The organism is Flavobacterium sangjuense (assembly GCF_004797125.1).
GTDB lineage: Bacteria > Bacteroidota > Bacteroidia > Flavobacteriales > Flavobacteriaceae > Flavobacterium > Flavobacterium sangjuense.
The window spans coordinates 552,529-572,004 of sequence record NZ_CP038810.1; the positions used below are offsets into that span (position 1 = coordinate 552,529).

At 35.8% G+C, this 19,476-nt stretch carries 17 protein-coding genes; 4 read left to right on the forward strand and 13 right to left on the reverse strand.

Annotated features, from left to right (window positions below):
* The first annotated feature begins 2 nt into the window (after positions 1-2).
* The gene (gene pyk, locus GS03_RS02415) at positions 3-1,433 is read left to right on the forward strand and encodes a pyruvate kinase (RefSeq protein ID WP_136150977.1); all 1,431 of its coding nucleotides are present in this window, start codon (positions 3-5) and stop codon (positions 1,431-1,433) included.
* A gap of 22 nt (positions 1,434-1,455) precedes the next feature.
* Positions 1,456-2,205 (forward strand): Bax inhibitor-1/YccA family protein, encoded by a 750-nt coding sequence (locus tag GS03_RS02420; RefSeq protein WP_394346376.1) that lies wholly within the window; start codon positions 1,456-1,458, stop codon positions 2,203-2,205.
* A 50-nt stretch (positions 2,206-2,255) separates the two neighbouring features.
* On the opposite strand, the gene dinB is transcribed toward GS03_RS02420, so the two are convergent.
* On the reverse strand, positions 2,256-3,338 hold the full coding sequence (gene dinB, locus GS03_RS02425; protein ID WP_136150979.1) for a DNA polymerase IV: 1,083 nt from the start codon (positions 3,336-3,338) through the stop codon (positions 2,256-2,258).
* A 41-nt stretch (positions 3,339-3,379) separates the two neighbouring features.
* Here dinB and GS03_RS02430 point away from each other — a divergent pair, with 41 nt between their 5' ends.
* Positions 3,380-3,847 (forward strand): CYTH domain-containing protein, encoded by a 468-nt coding sequence (locus GS03_RS02430; protein WP_136150980.1) that lies wholly within the window; start codon positions 3,380-3,382, stop codon positions 3,845-3,847.
* On the opposite strand, the gene GS03_RS02435 is transcribed toward GS03_RS02430, so the two are convergent.
* From GS03_RS02435 to uvrC, 11 genes are all read right to left on the reverse strand, one after another.
* Complete coding sequence (locus GS03_RS02435; protein WP_136150981.1) at positions 3,848-4,387, reverse strand: septal ring lytic transglycosylase RlpA family protein; 540 nt, start codon at positions 4,385-4,387, stop codon at positions 3,848-3,850.
* A gap of 85 nt (positions 4,388-4,472) precedes the next feature.
* Complete coding sequence (locus GS03_RS02440; protein ID WP_136150982.1) at positions 4,473-4,895, reverse strand: hypothetical protein; 423 nt, start codon at positions 4,893-4,895, stop codon at positions 4,473-4,475.
* Between the two features lie 86 nt (positions 4,896-4,981).
* Positions 4,982-6,625 (reverse strand): glucose-6-phosphate isomerase, encoded by a 1,644-nt coding sequence (gene pgi, locus GS03_RS02445; RefSeq protein ID WP_136150983.1) that lies wholly within the window; start codon positions 6,623-6,625, stop codon positions 4,982-4,984.
* Between the two features lie 83 nt (positions 6,626-6,708).
* On the reverse strand, positions 6,709-7,944 hold the full coding sequence (locus GS03_RS02450; RefSeq protein WP_136150984.1) for a M23 family metallopeptidase: 1,236 nt from the start codon (positions 7,942-7,944) through the stop codon (positions 6,709-6,711).
* A gap of 9 nt (positions 7,945-7,953) precedes the next feature.
* Complete coding sequence (locus GS03_RS02455; protein WP_136150985.1) at positions 7,954-8,886, reverse strand: tryptophan 2,3-dioxygenase family protein; 933 nt, start codon at positions 8,884-8,886, stop codon at positions 7,954-7,956.
* A gap of 3 nt (positions 8,887-8,889) precedes the next feature.
* On the reverse strand, positions 8,890-9,663 hold the full coding sequence (locus GS03_RS02460; RefSeq protein WP_136150986.1) for a DUF3108 domain-containing protein: 774 nt from the start codon (positions 9,661-9,663) through the stop codon (positions 8,890-8,892).
* A gap of 291 nt (positions 9,664-9,954) precedes the next feature.
* Positions 9,955-11,115 carry a 4-hydroxyphenylpyruvate dioxygenase gene (hppD, locus tag GS03_RS02465; protein WP_136150987.1) on the reverse strand — a complete coding sequence of 387 codons (1,161 nt, stop codon included), beginning with the start codon at positions 11,113-11,115 and terminating at the stop codon, positions 9,955-9,957.
* A gap of 99 nt (positions 11,116-11,214) precedes the next feature.
* The gene (locus GS03_RS02470; protein ID WP_136150988.1) at positions 11,215-12,372 is read right to left on the reverse strand and encodes a homogentisate 1,2-dioxygenase; all 1,158 of its coding nucleotides are present in this window, start codon (positions 12,370-12,372) and stop codon (positions 11,215-11,217) included.
* Between the two features lie 232 nt (positions 12,373-12,604).
* Entirely contained in the window at positions 12,605-14,080 is a 1,476-nt protein-coding gene (locus GS03_RS02475) for an amino acid permease (RefSeq protein WP_136150989.1), read from the reverse strand.
* A gap of 83 nt (positions 14,081-14,163) precedes the next feature.
* A complete protein-coding gene (locus GS03_RS02480) occupies positions 14,164-16,374 on the reverse strand; it encodes a patatin-like phospholipase family protein (RefSeq protein WP_136150990.1) in 2,211 nt (736 codons plus the stop codon).
* An 8-nt stretch (positions 16,375-16,382) separates the two neighbouring features.
* Positions 16,383-18,182 (reverse strand): excinuclease ABC subunit UvrC, encoded by a 1,800-nt coding sequence (uvrC, locus tag GS03_RS02485; protein ID WP_136153046.1) that lies wholly within the window; start codon positions 18,180-18,182, stop codon positions 16,383-16,385.
* A gap of 89 nt (positions 18,183-18,271) precedes the next feature.
* Here uvrC and GS03_RS02490 point away from each other — a divergent pair, with 89 nt between their 5' ends.
* The gene (locus GS03_RS02490) at positions 18,272-18,838 is read left to right on the forward strand and encodes a 5-formyltetrahydrofolate cyclo-ligase (RefSeq protein ID WP_136150991.1); all 567 of its coding nucleotides are present in this window, start codon (positions 18,272-18,274) and stop codon (positions 18,836-18,838) included.
* Here the strand turns inward: GS03_RS02490 and GS03_RS02495 are convergent.
* Positions 18,819-19,442, reverse strand: coding sequence for a lipoprotein signal peptidase (locus GS03_RS02495; protein ID WP_136150992.1), 624 nt, complete (start codon positions 19,440-19,442; stop codon positions 18,819-18,821). The genes GS03_RS02490 and GS03_RS02495 overlap by 20 nt on opposite strands.
* Positions 19,443-19,476 lie beyond the last annotated feature (34 nt).

Genomic DNA, 19,476 nt, shown 5'->3' on the forward strand with positions numbered 1-19,476 from the left:
TAATGCCAACTAGAAAAAAAACCAAAATCGTTGCCACACTTGGTCCCGCATGTAGTTCGAAGGAAGTGATTAAGAAAATGATTGACGCTGGAGTAAATGTGTTTCGTGTTAATTTTTCTCACGCCGATTACGCCGATGTAAAAGAAAGAATAGATATCATTAGAGGTTTGAACGATGAATTTGGATACACCACTGCAATTTTAGCCGATTTACAAGGTCCAAAACTTCGCGTTGGTGTGATGAAAGAAGATGTGGTCGTTAACCCAGGTGATATCATCACTTTTCAAACTGCCGAAGATGTTCCGGGAACAAAAGAACGTGTTTACATGAATTATAAAGAATTTCCACGTGATGTAAATCCGGGTGAATTTATTCTTTTAGATGATGGAAAACTAATGTTTGAAGCCTTGGAAACAAATGGTGAAACAGAAGTTGTTTGTAAAGTAATTCAAGGCGGACCGTTAAAATCAAAAAAAGGAGTTAATCTTCCAAACACAAAAGTGTCGCTTCCGGCTTTGACCAAAAAAGACATCAAAGATGCGCTGTTTGCCATCGAACAACAAGTAGATTGGATTGCACTTTCCTTTGTTAGAACTCCAAAAGATTTGGAAGAATTACAGGATTTGATTGCGAAAAATTCTTCATATAAAATTCCGATTGTTGCCAAAATTGAAAAACCGGAAGCTGTAGAAAACATTGATAAAATCGTTGCGTTTTGTGACGGATTGATGGTTGCCCGTGGTGATTTGGGTGTGGAAATTCCGGCACATGAAGTTCCGTTAATTCAAAAAAAATTAATTCACAGAGCAAAAACTGCCCGTATTCCGGTAATTGTGGCAACACAAATGATGGAAACGATGATTACGAGTTTAACGCCAACGCGTGCCGAAGTAAATGACGTAGCGAATTCTGTTATGGATGGTGCTGACGCGGTGATGCTTTCGGGAGAAACATCGGTTGGAAATTATCCCGTAGAAGTAATCGAAAAAATGACGCAAATTATTGAAGCTGTTGAAGATTCTCCATTGATAATTGTACCTCAAAATCCGCCTCATGTTAGAACAAAACGTTTTATCACAAAATCGATTTGTTATCACGCGGCGATTATGGCTAATGAGATTAAGGCAAAAGCAATTTCTACGTTGACTAATAGTGGTTATACTGCTTTCCAAATTTCGGCCTGGAGACCAAAATCACATATTTTAGTGTACACTTCTAACAGGAGAATTTTGACGCAATTGAGTCTACTTTGGGGCGTTAATGCGTTCTTTTATGACAAATTTGTAAGCACCGATGATACTGTTGGTGATGTGAATGAAATTGCAAAAGAAAAAGGATACGTAAAAAAAGGCGACATGCTTATCAACCTTGCAGCTATGCCGGTTGTCGCTAAAGGAATGGTAAATACGCTGCGTGTATCTGAAATAGAATAGTTAAATTTACTTTTTTAAAAATATTATTATGAATTCAAACAATCCGTTTTTTAAAACAAAATCGTTTAAAGAAAATGACGATGTTGTTACACATGATGCTGTTATTATTGACCGTAATGAAACGATGACAGTTTCAGGAACTATCAATAAAAGTTTCCTAATGTTGATTTTATTAATTGCAAGTGCTGCAATAACATGGTCAATGGCAAATCCAATTGTTTTTGCAATTGGCGGCGCTATTGTTGGTTTTATTTTAGTGCTTATTGCTGTATTCAAACCACAATATTCAGGATTTTTAGCGCCTGGTTATGCAATTTTTGAAGGCCTTTTTATTGGTGGAATTTCAGCCATTTTTGAAGTAATGCATCCGGGAATTGTGATACAGGCTGTTAGTTGCACTTTCGTAACGTTTATGGTTTGTTTTGGACTTTATAAATATGAAATTGTAAAAGTTACCGAGAAATTTAAATCGGTAGTTTTTGCCGCTACATTGGCAATTGCAACTTATTATTTGTTCTCATGGTTGTTATCTATGTTTACAAGTTTCCAACCGGTTCATTATGGAAATTCAATGATGAGTATCGGAATTAGTGCTTTTGTGATTGTTATTGCGGCATTAAATTTATTCCTGGACTTTGACCAAATTGAAAAAGGTGTACAACAAAAAATGCCGAAATACATGGAATGGTATGGCGCTATGGGATTAATGATTACTCTTGTTTGGTTATATATAGAATTCTTACGATTGCTTTCTAAACTTAACAGAAAATAATCTCATCTGATAAAAACAAAAAAGCTGCCGTTTGGCAGCTTTTTTTATGCTTAAAACTCAAACCGCAATTGTACCACAACCGTTTTTTTAATTTCAGTATTTAAATTGTTTAACGAAATTCCGAGCAACCGAACGGATTCTTTCATTCGTTCCTGATACAATAGCTCTTTTGCAGTCTCCAGAATCAACCCTTTATCAGAAATAAAGTAAGGCAGGGTTTTACTTCTGGTTTGTGTTGTAAAATCGCTGTATTTGATTTTGAGCGTTATCGTTTTCCCTGAAATGTTATATTTCTTCAAGCGGTTTTCGAGTTCCGAAGCAATGCGTTCCAGCTTTTCAATCATAAAGATTTCCGAAGTGAGGTTTTCATTAAACGTATGTTCGGCAGCAACCGATTTTGTAATTCGATTGGGTTTTACCTGACTGTTATGGATACCGCGGACAATATTATAATAATACAACCCACTTTTATTGAAGTGTTCCTCTAAAAATTCGGCTGATTTTGATTTCAAATCTTTCCCTGTAAAAATACCCAAATGATACATCCTGTCAGCCGTTACCTTACCAACTCCATAGAATTTTTTAATGTCTAAATTTTCCAGAAAAGGTTCTACTTCTTCCGGGTTTACCGTTTTTTGTCCGTTGGGTTTGTTATAATCGCTCGCTACTTTTGCTACGAATTTATTGACTGAAATTCCGGCAGAAGCGGTAATTCCGACTTCTTCAAATATTCGCTTTCTGATTTCCTGTGCAATTAATGACGCGCTTGGATTTCCTTTTTTGTTTTGGGTAACATCGAGATAGGCTTCATCTAAAGATAAGGGTTCAACCAAATCGGTATAATCATGAAATATCTTTCGAATTTGTTTTGAAATTTCTTTGTAACGGTCAAATCTTGGTCGGACGAAAATCAGGTCTGGACAATTTCTTTTGGCCTGAACACCGCTCATCGCACTTCTCACACCAAATTTCCGGGCTTCATAACTTGCTGCCGAAACAACGCCTCTCGTTTCGCTTCCACCAACAGCCAAAGGCTTTCCTTTCAACTCGGGATTATCCATTTGCTCAACAGAAGCATAAAAAGCGTCCATGTCGATATGAATAATTTTTCTGTATGAAATTGGTTCAGCCATATCACAAATTTATAATATCTTTAGCTACTTATTCATTACAAATGATAGAAATAGAGCGTAAATTTTTAGTGCTTTCGGATGATTTTATAAATGAGGCTTTCGCCAAAAAAAGAATCGTTCAGGCGTATTTGAATTCGAATCCTGAGCGAACCGTTCGCATCAGAATTAAAGAAGAAAAAGGGTTCCTAACAATCAAAGGAAAAGGAAACGCAACAGGCACAACCCGCTTGGAATGGGAAACTGAGATTCCGTTACAAGATGCTGAAAAGCTATTGACTATTTGCGAAAGCGGCACTATTGACAAGATTCGCCACGAAGTAAAAGTGGGAAATCACATGTATGAAGTTGATGTTTTTGCCGGAGAAAATGAAGGTTTGATTGTTGCCGAAATCGAATTGCAATCCGAAGATGAAATTTTTAAAAAACCAAGTTGGCTAGGTAAAGAAGTCACTAATGACGAACGTTTTTATAACGCCTATTTAAGTGTAAAACCCTTTAAAAGCTGGTAATTATTTTGGCTGAATCACTTCTTCTATAGTTACGATTACGACTCCTGAATTTTTGTTAGAAGTGATGTCCATAAAGGCTCTTCTGCTTAAATCTATTTCACGTGCTTTTGAAAAAGGTCCGCGGTCAGTAACCTCAACTATTACTGATTTTCCATTGGCTTCATTGGTCACTTTTAGCCTTGTTCCAAAAGGTAGTTTTTTATGAGCTGCTGTGTAACCGTCATTGTCAAATTTCTTTCCGCTTGCGGTTCGCCTTCCGTTAAATTTATTGTGATAATAAGAAGCGTGTGCATTTTTCTTGAGTAGCTTTAACTTTGAATTGGCAAGGTAAAAGTCTAAAGAATCTATTTCTAAAATTGTTTTAAATTTAGAGGTGTCAACTTTGACAGCGGCGGCAACTTTTTCCGGCTCTTTGGTTTCAGTAATTTTGGCTGTTTTTGCTTTGCTTTTAGCTTTTTTGTGATGCTTGCTTTGGGCTGAAATACTTGTAAATAAAGAAGTAAACAGTACAAAAAACAGTATAAATATCTTTTTATTCATAAGTGGCATTTTAATTTGAGGGCTTGATTACAAAAAGCGTACCTTGATAAAAAAAGTCCTTTTCAGGACTTTTAGTTTTACTTTTTTAAAACCACAACTTCCATGGTATTCTACTCAGAATAAGCAATAATCCTAAACCGTAGAATATGAAAATACTATTAAATTTTGCTTCGCTGGTGGCTGCTTTTTTATGTTTTGACCAACCAACAGTTATTAAGATAATCGCGATAATATTAATTAATGGGTGTTCCAACCAAGTCAGTCTTACATCTGATTCTGCCATTTGTCCAATTGAGGCTGAGCCAAGCGGTGACACAAAATATAAAATCAAACCAACAACTAATTGTATGTGTGTTGCAATAAGTCCAAACAAGGCAATTCTTCTGTCTTTAGCTGTAAATTCTCTTTTAGAAGATTTTCCAAGGAATGAATTTACCACTGCAAAAACTAATAATAACAAAGCTAAATAAGCCCAGCCTGAATGGAATTTTTGAACAAAAGTGTACATCGTTTTATTTTTTAGAGTAACAAATATAACGAAAAAGGCATAAAAAAACGGTCTAGTTATAAATAACGAGACCGTTTTTTTGATAATTATTTGTTTTTCAGGAAGTGGCTGAGCAAAAATTCGGTGGAACTGTCGTGCTGTTTCACTTTTAAATCATGTATTTCATCCAAAATAGAATTGGCTAATTGTTTCCCTAATTCAACGCCCCATTGATCATAACTAAAAATGTTCCAGATAATTCCCTGAACAAATATTTTATGCTCATACAGCGCGATTAAAGAACCCAAAGTTTTTGGCGTGAGTTTTTCTATTAAAAAAGTATTTGTTGGCTTATTGCCTGTAAAAACCTTGAATGGAAGCAAGAATGCCGCTTTTTCTCCACTTATGTTTTGCTTTTCGAATTCGGCTTTGACTTGGGCTTCGGTTTTACCGTTTAACAACGCTTCTGTTTGTGCAAAAAAATTAGACATCAACTTGTCGTGATGATCTTGGTTTCCGTAAAGTGGTTTTACAAATCCAATAAAATCAGTTGGAATTAATTTTGTTCCTTGGTGAATTAATTGAAAGAATGCGTGTTGTGAATTGGTTCCAGGTTCGCCCCAAATGATTGTTCCTGTTTGATAATTTACCGGTTTCCCATCACGTCCAACGCTTTTCCCGTTGCTTTCCATAATACCTTGCTGCAAGTATGGCGCAAGCTTTTGTAAATATTGTGTGTATGGAATTAAGGCTTCGCTTTCGGCTCCAAAAAAGTTGTTATACCAAATGCTTAACAAAGCTAAAACAACCGGAATATTTTCTTCGAAATCAGTCGTTTTGAAATGTTCATCCATTTCGTTTGCTCCTTTCAGCAAGTCATCAAAATTGTCAAATCCAACCGCTAAACTGATAGACAAACCAACAGCACTCCAAAGTGAAAATCGTCCGCCAACCCAATCCCACATTGGGAAAATGTTATTTGGGTTAATTCCGAAATCAGTAACTTTTTGAATATTTGTTGAAACAGCCACAAAGTGTTTGGCGACATCTTCATGCTTTGCCGATTTCAAAAACCAGGTTCTGATGGTTTCTGAATTGGTTAACGTTTCCTGAGTTGTAAAAGTCTTGGAAACGATTACAAAAAGTGTCGTTTCGGGATTTAATTTTTTAATGATTTCGTTTACGTGATCGCCATCAACATTAGAAACAAAATGAACATTCAAATGGTTTTTATAGAATTGCAACGCTTCTACAACCATAGCCGGACCAAGATCTGAACCGCCAATTCCGATATTGACAACATCAGTAAATGCTTTGCCTGTAAATCCTTTTCTTGCTCCAGAGATGACTTCGTTACTGAAACCTTTTATTTTATTTTTTACTTCAAAAATTTCGGGAAGTACATTTTGACCATTAACCAAAACCGTTGCGTTTTGTGGTGCACGCAAAGCGGTGTGAAGTACTGCTCTATCTTCTGTTTGGTTTATGTTTTCTCCAGAAAAACAACTATCAATTGCTGATTTTAAATTTACTTCTTTAGCTAAATCCTGAAGTAACGTCAGCGTTTCCTGATTGATAATATTTTTAGAATAATCAACTAAGAAATCATTCCATTGGATGTGGAACTTCTCTGCTCTTGATGTATCAATGGCAAACATTTCCGTCATGGAAACATGCTTCAGTTGAGCGTAGTGCTGATTGAGTTTTTCCCAGGCTTTTGTGCTTGTCGGATTTATATTTGGTAAAGTCATTTTAAAGATTTTAAATGACAAATTTACAAATATGATTGGTATAAAATTTAGTAATCTTTTACGCTAACGTTGTAGTTGGAAAATTATTTTATGGAAGCGTCGGAAACACTATCTAATTCTCTTTTTAGCGGATTCATGTATTCCATATATTTTTGTCTATACTTTGAATCCATTGGAGTAGATGTTGGCAATTTCAATCGTAAGGCATCAACCTGCACACCATTTTTCCAAAAACGATAGCAAACATGTGGACCGGTTGCTAAGCCTGTGCTTCCTACTTTTCCAATAACCTGACCTTGCGTTACTCTTTGACCACGTCTGACTAATATTTTTGACATGTGTAAATATTGCGTTGCATAGGTTCTGTCGTGTTTTACTTTGACAAAATTTCCATTCCCTGTAGTGTAACCTGCCTGCTCAACAAATCCGGCGGCGGTTGACATAATTGGCGTTCCTGTTGGTGCCGCATAATCTGTTCCGTTGTGAGCTTTCCATCTTTTTTGAACAGGATGGAATCTGTTTTTAGTGTATCTGGAAGTGATGTTTACGAATTTCAATGGTGCTTTTAGAAAAAAGTTTTTCAATGTTTTCCCTTCTTCATCAAAGTATTGCTGCTTTTTGGTATTGGTATCCGGAGCAAAAGGGAAAGCATATACTTTCTTTCCTTTGTATTCAAAAAAGGAAGCTTTCAAACTATCTACACCATCATAAATCGTATCATTGATGTATCTTTCTGTAAACTTTAAGGCAAACTTATCTCCTTTTTTTAATTTGAAAAAGTCAATCGACCAGGCATAAATTTTTGCAATCCTTGAAGCCAATGCTGGATCAACTTTAAGATTTCCAAGAGTTTCAGAAAGCGAACCGTTTAATGCCCCTGCAATTGTCCGTGTTTTATAGGTTAATGGTCTTGCTTTTTTATGAGCTACTATTGAATCTCTGAAATCAATCACATAAAAATTCAATCGGTCCGGTTGGTATATAAAAACCTGAATTTTATTGGTTTTGTCTTTGCTTCTGAGAATGGTAAATGGTTTTCCTTTTCGGATGCTTCTAACATCAAAAGTGTCTTTTACTTTGGCTACAATATCGTAAACTTCCTTTCCGTTTAGGTTTTGTTTTTCTAACAAACTTCCAAAAGTATCACCTGATTTTATAGTGTCATTCACTATGTTAAAATCGTGTATATTGAATCCGAATTCAACCAATTTTGGTTTGGCTTTTGGAACCGTAATTTCTTCTTCTTTGGCTTTATTACATGAGATTATAAATGTTGAAAGAAGAAAAACGAGAAATACTTTTTGAAATATTTTTGACATCATACTTACCTATGCACCTTCGCCCCAGTTTTTTAATTCTTCTTCGCTCCATAATTCAGGGAAAAATATTCTGCGTTGGTATTTTGGATGCATGTATTTTTTCCAATCGCTTCCTCCGGTTGCTTCGCCCGAACCTTTTCCGCTGTCAATATATTTTCTGGCAGCATTCAAATGTCCCATTACCCAAGTGATGTTTACTGTATGGTCATAATGACGCATCGCTTTTACAAGTTCGCTATCTTTTTGGTCTTTTTCAGGCAATTGCTTGAATTTTTGCCAAATATTAATAGTGTTGTACTCTTCCATATAGCGAAGAAATTCTTCACGATATTTTCTTTCGAATTCTAAAATCAAAAATGATTTTTCACCTGTTGTGTGGTCTTTCCCGGCAGCTTGCCAATACAAATGTTCAAGTGCGTGAGAATAAGGTGTATTTCTGTCGATGTTTGCTCTGAAACGATAATCAATTAGGTTTATCAAATCTGTTGATGAAAATTCGATTAGTCTGTATTGAGCGCTTTGAAATCCACTTGCCGGAGTTAAAGTATTTCTGAATTTCATGTATTGTTCTACTTCCATTCCGTCACCCATGATGTCGAAAGAAGTCGTCAACATATCAAAATAGCGGCTGATTCGGCGTAGTTTTTCAGTAAAGAAATCTGTTTTGGGTTTATCGGTATGACACAGTTGGTTGATTTCCCAAAGTATCATTTTGAACAGCAATTCATTAACCTGATGATACATGATAAAAACCATTTCATCGGGAAGAACGGTTCTTTGTGTTTGCAAATTCAGTAAAGCATCCGTTTGAATATAATCCCAGTAGGTTATTGGCTTTGCCCAGAGTAAACCTTCAAGATGTGTCTCGGTTTTTTGATTTATGGCATCAAATTTTTGTTCTAATGCTTCTAATATTGCGTCTGAATTTGTTTTAGTATTCATTAATTATTTTAATTTAACCATAAATGGATTTTTTAATCCTTTATAACTTTCTAAATCTGCTTTTATAGATCCAACGGCTAAGCTGGCTTTTATTCGCAACGGAATTTTGTTTTCATCATCTGAAATCCAAACTGTAAGACTTTCTTCTTCTTTGAACACTCTTCCCGACTGTACAATAGGTCTAAACATCATGGTTGATGCGGTTCCAAATTTAGTTTTTAAATTTTCTCTGCCTATGAATTTTAACTTAAACTTAAATACTTCATCATCAAAAAACATATCTACTACAATCGATTCTCCAACTTTGAGTTTATCAATGTTTGGATGGTTTCTTAAAAAGTAAAATGTTGAAATTATATCCTGAACGTTTTCGGTAACTGAAAAGGTCTTCTCTGTATTTTTTTTATAATCTTTTACCAAAACCTTATTGACATCCTGATTAAAAAAACCTTCCTGATTTTTAGTGTAACCTCCTTCATCAATTTTTCTAATAAATTGAAAAGGTTTGTTAGTAACTTTATCAAAATAACTTTCATAGTTGTCATCTACCTTAAAGAAAAAACGTGACATTCCGACTGTATATCCTTTACCGATGGCATGGTATATTTTTTTATTGCCTTTGAGAGCTTCCTTTACTTCTAGAGTAGCATAGCCCGCATTTACAAACCCGTAATGGATTCTGAATTTAAACCATTCCCCTGAATCATAGGCATCGGGCTTTTGAGAATCGAAACTTACAGTTATAAAAACCAATAATAATAGAAAATACTTTTTCATGTTTGGGGTTATTTTTATACTGCGATTGCAATTTCTGTTCCAAATGTATTAAAACAAAAAAACCCAGTCAAATTAATGACCGAGTTTTTATGCTATTAACCAACCAAAAAACTATAAATTATGAAAATTTATCCAAAAATTAGAGGAAACCACTCCTCGTTTTTTTGATGGTGCAAATATAACTCAATTCATTGCAGAATTCCAAGTGATTTGTCAACTTTAACAATTAATTAATAAGGAATAGCTATTTTGCTGGTTATTTTTTAAATAAAATTCAAAGAAATTTGACTTTTACAAAGTTCCTCGTAGCATTTGTTCTCTTTCGATTGATTCAAATAATGCTTTGAAATTTCCGGCACCAAAACCTCTGGCTCCCATTCTTTGAATGATTTCAAAAAATAGTGTTGGTCTGTCTTCGATAGGTTTGGTGAATATTTGTAGCAAATAACCTTCGTCATCAGCGTCAATCATAATCCCTAATTTTTGAAGTTCTTTGATATCTTCTTTGAACTTATGCATATGATCTTTTAAACGTTCCGGAATAGCATCATAATAAGCTTGTGGTGGCGTGCTAAGGAATTCAATACCTCTTGAACGCATGTCGGCAATTGTTTTAATGATGTCATCAGTGGCAACTGCGATGTGTTGCACGCCAGAACCTTCATAGAAATCTAAATATTCTTCAATTTGGGAACGTTTCTTTCCTTCTGCGGGTTCGTTGATTGGGAATTTAATTCTTCCGTTGCCGTTGCTCATTACTTTTGACATCAATGCCGAATATTCGGTAGTGATTTGTTTGTCATCAAACGAAAGGAAGTTTACAAATCCCATCACATCTTCGTACCATTTTACCCAAATGTTCATTTCATTCCAGCCTACATTTCCAACCATGTGGTCCACATATTTTAAACCAACGGGTGCCGGATTATAATCAGACTTCCATTCTTTGTAGCCTGGTAAAAAGGCTCCTTTGTAATTTATACGCTCCACAAACATGTGAACCGTTTCGCCATAAGTGAAAATTCCTGCTCGAACTACTTCACCGTGTTCGTCTGTTTCAACCGTTGGTTCCATAAATACTCTGGCGCCACGTTTTGTAGTTTCTTCAAATGCCGAACGCGCATCTTCAACCCAAAGCGCTACAATTTTCACACCATCTCCATGTTTTTTAACGTGTTCCCCAATAGGTGAATCGCTTTTCAAAGCTGTTGTTAGTACCAAACGGATTTTATCCTGCTTCAAAACATAAGACGCTCTGTCTTTCATTCCGGTTTCTAATCCTGCGTAGGCATGTGATTGAAATCCGAAAGCTGTTTTGTAAAAGTGTGCTGCCTGTTTGGCGTTGCCAACGTAAAATTCTACGTAATCTGTTCCTAAAAGCGGAAGGAAATCCTGTGCCCCTTCAAATATTTTTTCGAGTCCGTAATCAACGGATTTTATTTCTTTTGACATAATGTTTCTATTTTAAGAAAAGTTGTGTTTATGTTTGTTTTTTTAGCCCCGATTGAAGCAAGCTACCGTGTAGCGCGGAAAGCGGGAAATAGCTCCTAATTACTCTACCCAAGATTTATAATATTGTCCATCGTCTAATCCCATGGCTTCTTCGGTTACCATCAATGGGCGGAACGTATCCACCATCACGGCTAATTCTTGTGTTACGGTTTGACCAATGCTTCGTTCCATTGCGCCGGGTGCTGGACCATGTGGAATTCCTTTTGGATGCAACGTAATATGACCTTGCTCGATATTGTTTCTCGACATAAAATCGCCATCAACATAATACAAAACCTCATCGCTGTCAATATTGCTGTGATTGTATGGCGCCGGAATTGCTTTTGGATGGTAATCATAAACTCTTGGACAAAACGAACAAACTACAAAAGTTGCCGTTTCAAATGTTTGATGCACTGGTGGCGGCTGATGTACGCGACCTGTTATTGGTTCAAAATTATGGATGCTGAATCCGTATGGAAAATTGTATCCATCCCAACCAACAACGTCAAAAGGATGCGTAGCATAAACCATTTCGTGTATCATGCCTTCCTTTTTGATTTTGATTAAGAAATCTCCTTTTTCATCGTGTGTTTCTAACTCGGTTGGCAATTTGAAATCGCGTTCGCAAAAAGGTGAATGTTCCAAATGTTGTCCCGATGCATTTTTATATCTTTTTGGTGTATAAAAGGGCGTATAAGACTCGACATAAAACAAGCGATTGTCAGAGCTTTCGAATTCGATTTGGTAAATCATTCCGCGTGGTATAATAAGATAATCTCCGTATTCAAATGAGATATTTCCCATCATCGTGCGAAGTTTTCCTTTTCCTTTGTGGATGAAAATCATTTCATCGGCATCAGCATTTTTATAGAAATAAGATGTCAATGAATTTTTTGGTGCTGCCAATCCGATAATACAATCACGATTGACGAGCATGGCTTTTCGGCTATCCAGGAAATCATCTTCGGGCTTTAATTCAAAGCCTTTCAGTAATAATGATTTTATGTTTTTGCCAATAGCAATTTTTGGTTCTACTGAATATGATTTGGTTATTTCCTTGACTTGTGTTGGTCTGTGGACATGATATAGTAGCGAAGCATGTCCGTGAAAACCTTCGGTGCCAAAAAGCTGTTCGTAGTAGAAACCGCCGTTTGGTTTTTCAAACTGTGTGTGTCTTTTTTGTGGAAAATCGCCAAGTTTATGATATAGTGGCATAACTTAATTTTTAGATTTATAATTTGTTTACGATTTACAAACCATTAAATCATTCCGGATTTCTTTTAATCAGGAATTTTAAATGTGACAATAAGTTGTTCCAAGTAGTTTTCATGTACACAAATATCGGAAAAATATAACTTTTAGAAATGATAATTATCAATTTTTAATGCAACAAAAAAGGATTAAAGAGCGAACCCTTTAATCCTTCTGTAATTTATTTTAAACTAAATTATTCTTTAGGATTATTCAAACGGCTATTTTTCTTGCTATAGCCAAAATAAACAACAAAACCGATAGCCAACCAACCGATAAGTCTTAACCAGTTTGTCCAACCTAATCCATAAATCATGGCAAGACAAACAACAATACCTAGAATTGGCACTAAAGGCACAAAAGGTGTTTTGAATTCACGCTTCATATCCGGTTCTGTTTTTCTTAAAACAATAACTGAAATACAAACTAATATGAATGCAAACAAAGTTCCGATACTGGTCATATCACCTACGATGTCACCAGGAACAAAGGCAGCGAAGAGACCAACAATAACTAAGATTACTAAGTTAGCTTTATAAGGTGTTTTGAATTTTGGATGTACATCGCTAAATGCTTTTGGCAACAAACCATCTTTACCCATAGAGTAGAAAACTCTGGATTGGCCTAATAGCATTACTAAAATTACTGAAGAGAAACCGGCCAAAATAGCCACCGTTACAAACTGACCTAACCATTCGTATCCTGGCATCGCTGAAGCAATAGCATTGGCTACAGAAGCTTCTTTTCCGCCGGTTCTAAAAAATTCTACATCTTCAAGACCTGTTAACACATGTGCAAAAAGAATATATAAAACGGTACAAATAGCTAATGACCCTAAGATCCCAATTGGCATGTCACGTTTAGGGTTTTTAGTTTCCTGTGCGGCTGTACTCACGGCATCAAATCCGATGAAAGCAAAGAAAACTGTTCCGGCGGCACCAAGAATTCCCAAAATACCACCATAACTATGTCCTACACCATGTTCATCAGTAAAAATCCCCGGTTCCGGAATATATGGAGTGTGATTGGCATCGTCTATAAAACTCCAGCCAAAAACAATAATCATTACTACGATAGCCACTTTTACCACTACAATGATTCCGTTTACAAAAGCAGATTCCTGGGTTCCTTTGATTAAAAGTAAACTGATTACGGCAACAATAAACAAAGCCGGTAGGTTGATAATTCCGTTAACGCCATCTAATGATGTTTGGAAAGGTGAATGACAATATTCATACGGAATTGGGCTCACATGGAGCACATTGACCAGCAGATTATTGAGATATTCACTCCACGCAATTCCAACAGTTGCGGCTCCAACGGCATATTCTAATATTAAATCCCAACCAATAATCCATGCAAGGAATTCACCCATAGTTGCATAAGTATAAGTATAAGCGCTTCCGGCAATAGGAATAGAAGAAGATAATTCTGCATAGCATAATCCTGCCAAAGCACATCCAACAGCTGCTACAATAAATCCTATTGTAACTGATGGCCCGGCATTTTGAGCTGCGGCTGTTGCTGTTCTAACAAAAAGTCCAGCGCCGATGATTGCTCCAATTCCTAAGGCAACAAGTGACCAGGCGGTCAGTGTTCTTTTTAATCCTTTTTCAGATTCAGACGCTTCAGCAAGTAATAGCGTCATGGGTTTTCTTTTCCAAATAGACATATTGTGGTTTTTTAGTTAAAAAATAATAGCTTTCAAATATAGTTTTTTATGTGTGAAATATATAAAAAATGTTTTTCGGTTTTTTAAAACCAAAAGCCAACGCTAAAATAAGTAAATCCTTTTGTCAGCTCCGGCGACCATGAATATTTAATTTCGATTGGTCCGACAACTGATTCTAAAGCATAGCCAATTGCATAACCGGTATATGTTGGTTTCGACAGCCAATTCCCGTTTTCGAACAATTTGTCTTCAACATTTGCATAGTTTGCTGCAAAATTTATGTGGTTCTTTTTGTAAATCTCATAATCCAAAGTGAAGCATGATTTAATATAACTATCCGCTGATATACTTAAAAAGTCATAACCATAAAAATGTTTGAAATTATTAATTGTATTAAAACCATAACCTCCTAAAACAAAGTCGAAAAAGTGAACGCTATCTTTACCAATTAAAAAACCGGCATCGGACTGCACTTTTAATGTTACCTTGTTATAAAAAGATTTTACAATTCCAATTTCGCCTTTGGCAATAGAATAGCGATTGAATTCGTTAGTATAATCAGAGGAATAAAAATAGGATTGAATATCTCCACAAAACAGCCATCCTTTTTTTGGAAATAGTTTGTTATCAAAAGAGTCGTATTTCATATAACCAAAAACACTTGCATAGCTGCTTTTTTCAAAAATGGGATTAATTTGTCCGAGATTTTCCGATTCTATTCTCAAATATTTATGTTCTACTCCGGCTCCAATTAAAAACTTTTGGATAAAAACCGTTTGCAAATAGGCTTGATTGGTTAAATCTGAAAAATCAATATTTATGCTGTTTAAACCCAATTGCGTCAACAATTCTCCATCTCTAAAATCGGTAGTTACATTTTTGTTGAAAGCATTATAGCGCGATTTGAAGCCAAAGCTCCAATAGAAACCATTGTCAATATAGTAATCAAAATTGTATCGAATATTATCTCCAAGTCCAACATCCAGTGATGCCACATCATTTTTAAATAGTGATTTTTTTTGAGTGATATTCGCCAAAACAGCACTTTTGTACAAGCCATCATAATGGAGTCCAAACTTCAAAAAGGTTTTCGTCGGATTCTCAGTCAAACTCAGTTTTAATTCATCCTCGTCTTGATTTGCCCCAATGGTGTAACTAATTCTGCTAAAATTTTGAGTTGCATTTATGTTATTGATTCCCGTTTTCAAATCTTCATAACTTATTTTACTTCCGTTTTTAAAATGCAGTTTCCCTATCACATAGGCTCTGGTATAATTGTCCAATTTGTTTATCGAAATATTTTTAATTTGTAAAAAATCCTTTTTAACTTTTTCTGAATTGACGTGGTAATTGGCGGTGTCGCCAAGTTTTTTAATTTGTTCATAAACCCCAAATGCCGCAACTTCGCCTTTCTTAATAATTTCTCTGCCTTCGTCAAAAGAAATTACGCCATAATCAGAAACATCAGGTTTGATATAAATATCGGTTAGTTTTATTTTATCTTTCATCACCTTTATCATGTCCAGATTCGTTATCTGAACCAAAATCCGGGTAGCATCTTTCAGCGAATTTCTGTCTTTTAAATCGTCTTGTACATCAACGCCAATGATAATATCCGCTCCCATTTTCCGAATTTCTTCTACAGGATAATTATTAACAACACCTCCGTCAATCAAAAGTTTACCGTCAATTTCAACAGGAGAAAATAAAGAAGGAAAAGCCGAACTGGCTAACATAGCCTGCGCCAAATAACCATTTTGCAAAACCACTTGCTCGCCTTTTTCGATATCCGTAGCAACGCATAAAAACGGAATGGGAAGTTTATTAAAATCGTTAACGTTCCTTACATTATGCGTAAGTTTTGACAACAAATTATAATTATACATTCCTTTAGAAAGCGCTATAGGAATACCTATTTTGAGTTTATTAAAAGGAAGCGTAATCGCATACATTTCATCGTTGCGCTTTTCATAAAAGTTTTTGGATGAACGGGGAATATAGTCCTGAAGCAATTGATCAAAGTCGGTATTGTAAAAAATAGAATCTATTTGAGTAGCATTATAACCTGAAGCATATAACCCACCAACAACAGCGCCCATACTTGTACCGCCAATATAATCGATTTTTACGCCTGCCTGTTCTAATACTTTTAAGACGCCAATATGTGCAAATCCTTTGGCACCACCACCGCTAAGCACCAAACCAATTTTTGGCCGGGTCTTTTTAATAGTGTCTTGCGCAACAACAGTCTGAAGGAAAAGAATACCAATAAAAACAAGTATTATTTTTTTCATAAAACGGTTTAGGGTTTACTTATGTTGTAAAAGTCGGAAATTTTTTTTGCTTTTGATACTCCAACAACATCCGAAATTTCTTTTTCTGTGGCTAATTTCAATCTTTTAACACTTTTGAAATGTTTTAGTAACGTGAGCATCGTCTTTTCGCCAATTCCCGGAATCAGTTCTATGGTCGAATTTAATGCCGATTTACTTCGCTTATCGCGATGATGTGTAATTCCAAAACGGTGTGCTTCGTTTCGCAATTGCTGAATGATTTTTAATGTTTCCGATTTTTTATCCAAATACAGCGGAACAGAATCGCCAGGATAAAACAATTCTTCCAATCGTTTGGCTATTCCGATAATGGCTATTTTTCCACGTAATCCCAAATCATCTATGCTTTTCAATGCCGATGACAATTGTCCTTTCCCGCCATCAATAATAATCAATTGTGGCAATGACTGGTTTTCATCCAAAAGTCGTTTGTATCTTCTGTACACCACTTCTTCCATCGAAGCAAAATCATTTGGCCCTTCAACAGTTTTGATATTAAAATGACGGTAATCTTTTTTGCTCGGTTTCCCATCTTTAAAAACCACACAGGCCGAAACCGGATTCGTTCCCTGAATGTTCGAGTTGTCAAAACATTCTATATGCCTTGGCTCAACCGAAAGTCTTAAATCCTTTTGCATTTGCGCCATAATCCTGTTGGTGTGGCGTTCCGGATCTACAATCTGGATTTGCTTCAGTTGCTCTAATCGTTGGTATTTTGCATTTCTTTCAGAAAGGTCTAATATCTGTTTTTTGTCTCCGAGTTGCGGAACCGTAACTTTTATTGTAGAACCAAAATCTAAAGCAAACGGCAGGATAATTTCTTTTGACGTCAGGTTAAAACGTTCCCGAAGTTCAACAACCGCAAGTTCTAATAATTCTTCATCGGTTTCGTCCAGTTTCTTTTTGAGTTCTAAAGTAAACGACCTGATAATCGCGCCATGTGAAATCTGTAAAAAATTTACATACGCCATCGTCTCATCGGAAACAATTGAAAACACATCAATATTCGAAATTTTTGGATTCAAGACTTGAGAATAAGATTGGTAATTCTCAAGCACATTAATTTTCTCCTTGATTTTTTGTGCCGCTTCAAATTTCATTTCAGATGCATAATCGTTCATCTGTTTCTTGAAATCGCGCATGCTGTCTTTAAAGTTTCCTTTCAGAATTTGACGAATCGCATCGACTTGTTTCTGATAGTTTTCTAAGGTTTCCAATCCTTCACATGGGCCTTTGCAATTTCCGATATGATATTCCAAACACACTTTGAATTTTCCCGCTTTGATGTTGCTTTCGCTCAAATCGTAATTACAGGTTCGCAACGGATACAATTCTTTAATCAAATCCAAAATAGTATTTACCGTTTTGAAATTGGTATACGGACCAAAATATTCCGAGCCGTCTTTGGTCATTCTCCGCGTTGGGAATATTCGGGAAAAGGGTTCTTTTTTGATGCAAATCCAAGGATAGGTTTTATCATCGCGGAGCAAAACATTATAGCGTGGCTGAAGTTTTTTTATCAGATTGTTTTCCAGTAAAAGGGCATCTTGCTCCGAAGAAACGACGATGTGTTTAATGGTAACGATCTTCCTGACTAAGACATTCGTTTTGGCATTGTCATGAAGTTTGTTGAAATAGGAAGCAACTCTTTTTTTGAGGTTTTTGGCTTTGCCAACATACAGGATTTTGCCTTCTTTATCATAATACTGATACACGCCGGGATTGTCCGGAAGCGTTTGTATTTGAAGTTCGATAGAAGGAGTTTCCATAGTCATTGCAAGGCACGAAGCAATCTCATTATAATTTGAATTGGAGACCGCAGATTTCAAAGTTATAAAAATTAAAGTACTTTTGAAGTATGAACAAAAAAGAACTCAGAGCTAAGTATAAAGCCTTGCGTCAGGAATTATCGGCTGACGAAATTGAAGACAAGAGTTTGGCAATAGCCAATAAGATGTTGCAGCTAGACATTTGGGAGAAAACTTATTTTCATTTATTCCTGACAATCGAAGAACAAAAGGAAGTAGAAACAGAATTCGTTCTTCAAATATTGGCAGGAAAAGACAAGGAAATTGTAGTGGCCAAAAGCAATTTTGACACGCTTGAAATGACCAATTATTTGTTGACCGACAATACTAAATTTCAAAAAAACGAATACAATATCTACGAACCTGTTGATGGAATTGAAGTTCCGAACGCTAAGATTGAAGTGGTTTTTGTTCCGCTTTTAGCGTATGACAAACTGGGGAATAGAGTAGGATATGGCAAAGGATTTTACGACAACTTTCTTTCGAAATGTCCTGAAGATGTAATAAAAGTTGGGTTGTCCTTTTTTGAACCGGAAGAAACTATTGACGATGTTTCTCCAACCGATATTCGGTTAGATTATTGCGTAACGCCTACAACTAGCTATTCGTTCCAATAGATGTCTTTTTAGCAAATGCTCTTTTGTTAAACACTATCAAAATTCCAACACCTGTTGAAATCGCCATATCGGCAATGTTAAAAATAGCATTAAAAAACTTGAATGGCTGTCCGCCCCAAATAGGCAGCCATTCCGGAAAATGACCTTCTAAAATTGGGAAATATAACATGTCGACCACTTTACCATGAAACCAAGTTCCGTATGGGTTTTCGGCAAATAAAGTTGCTAAGTTATTGTAGCTGTTGTCGAAAATAACACCGTAAAAAACAGAGTCTATAATGTTCCCAACAGCACCGGCAAAAATTAAAGAAATGGCCACCATTAAATAATTAGAACTGTGTTTTGTGCTCGCGTCATACAACCAATAACCAATTCCAAAAACTGCTAAGATTCTAAATACAGTTAGTGTTAATTTGCCATATGCTCCCGGGATTTTTGTTCCCCAAGCCATTCCTTCATTTTCAATCAGTAATATTTTAAACCAACTGGTAACATCAATTTGTCCAGGTTCGCCATAAACGAAATTGGTTTTGATATAAATTTTGACGAATTGGTCAACCAATAAAATAATGGCAATGATTAAAATGGAATTTCTTAAGGACATTTATAGGGTTTTAATGGCGCAAAAATAGTAATAT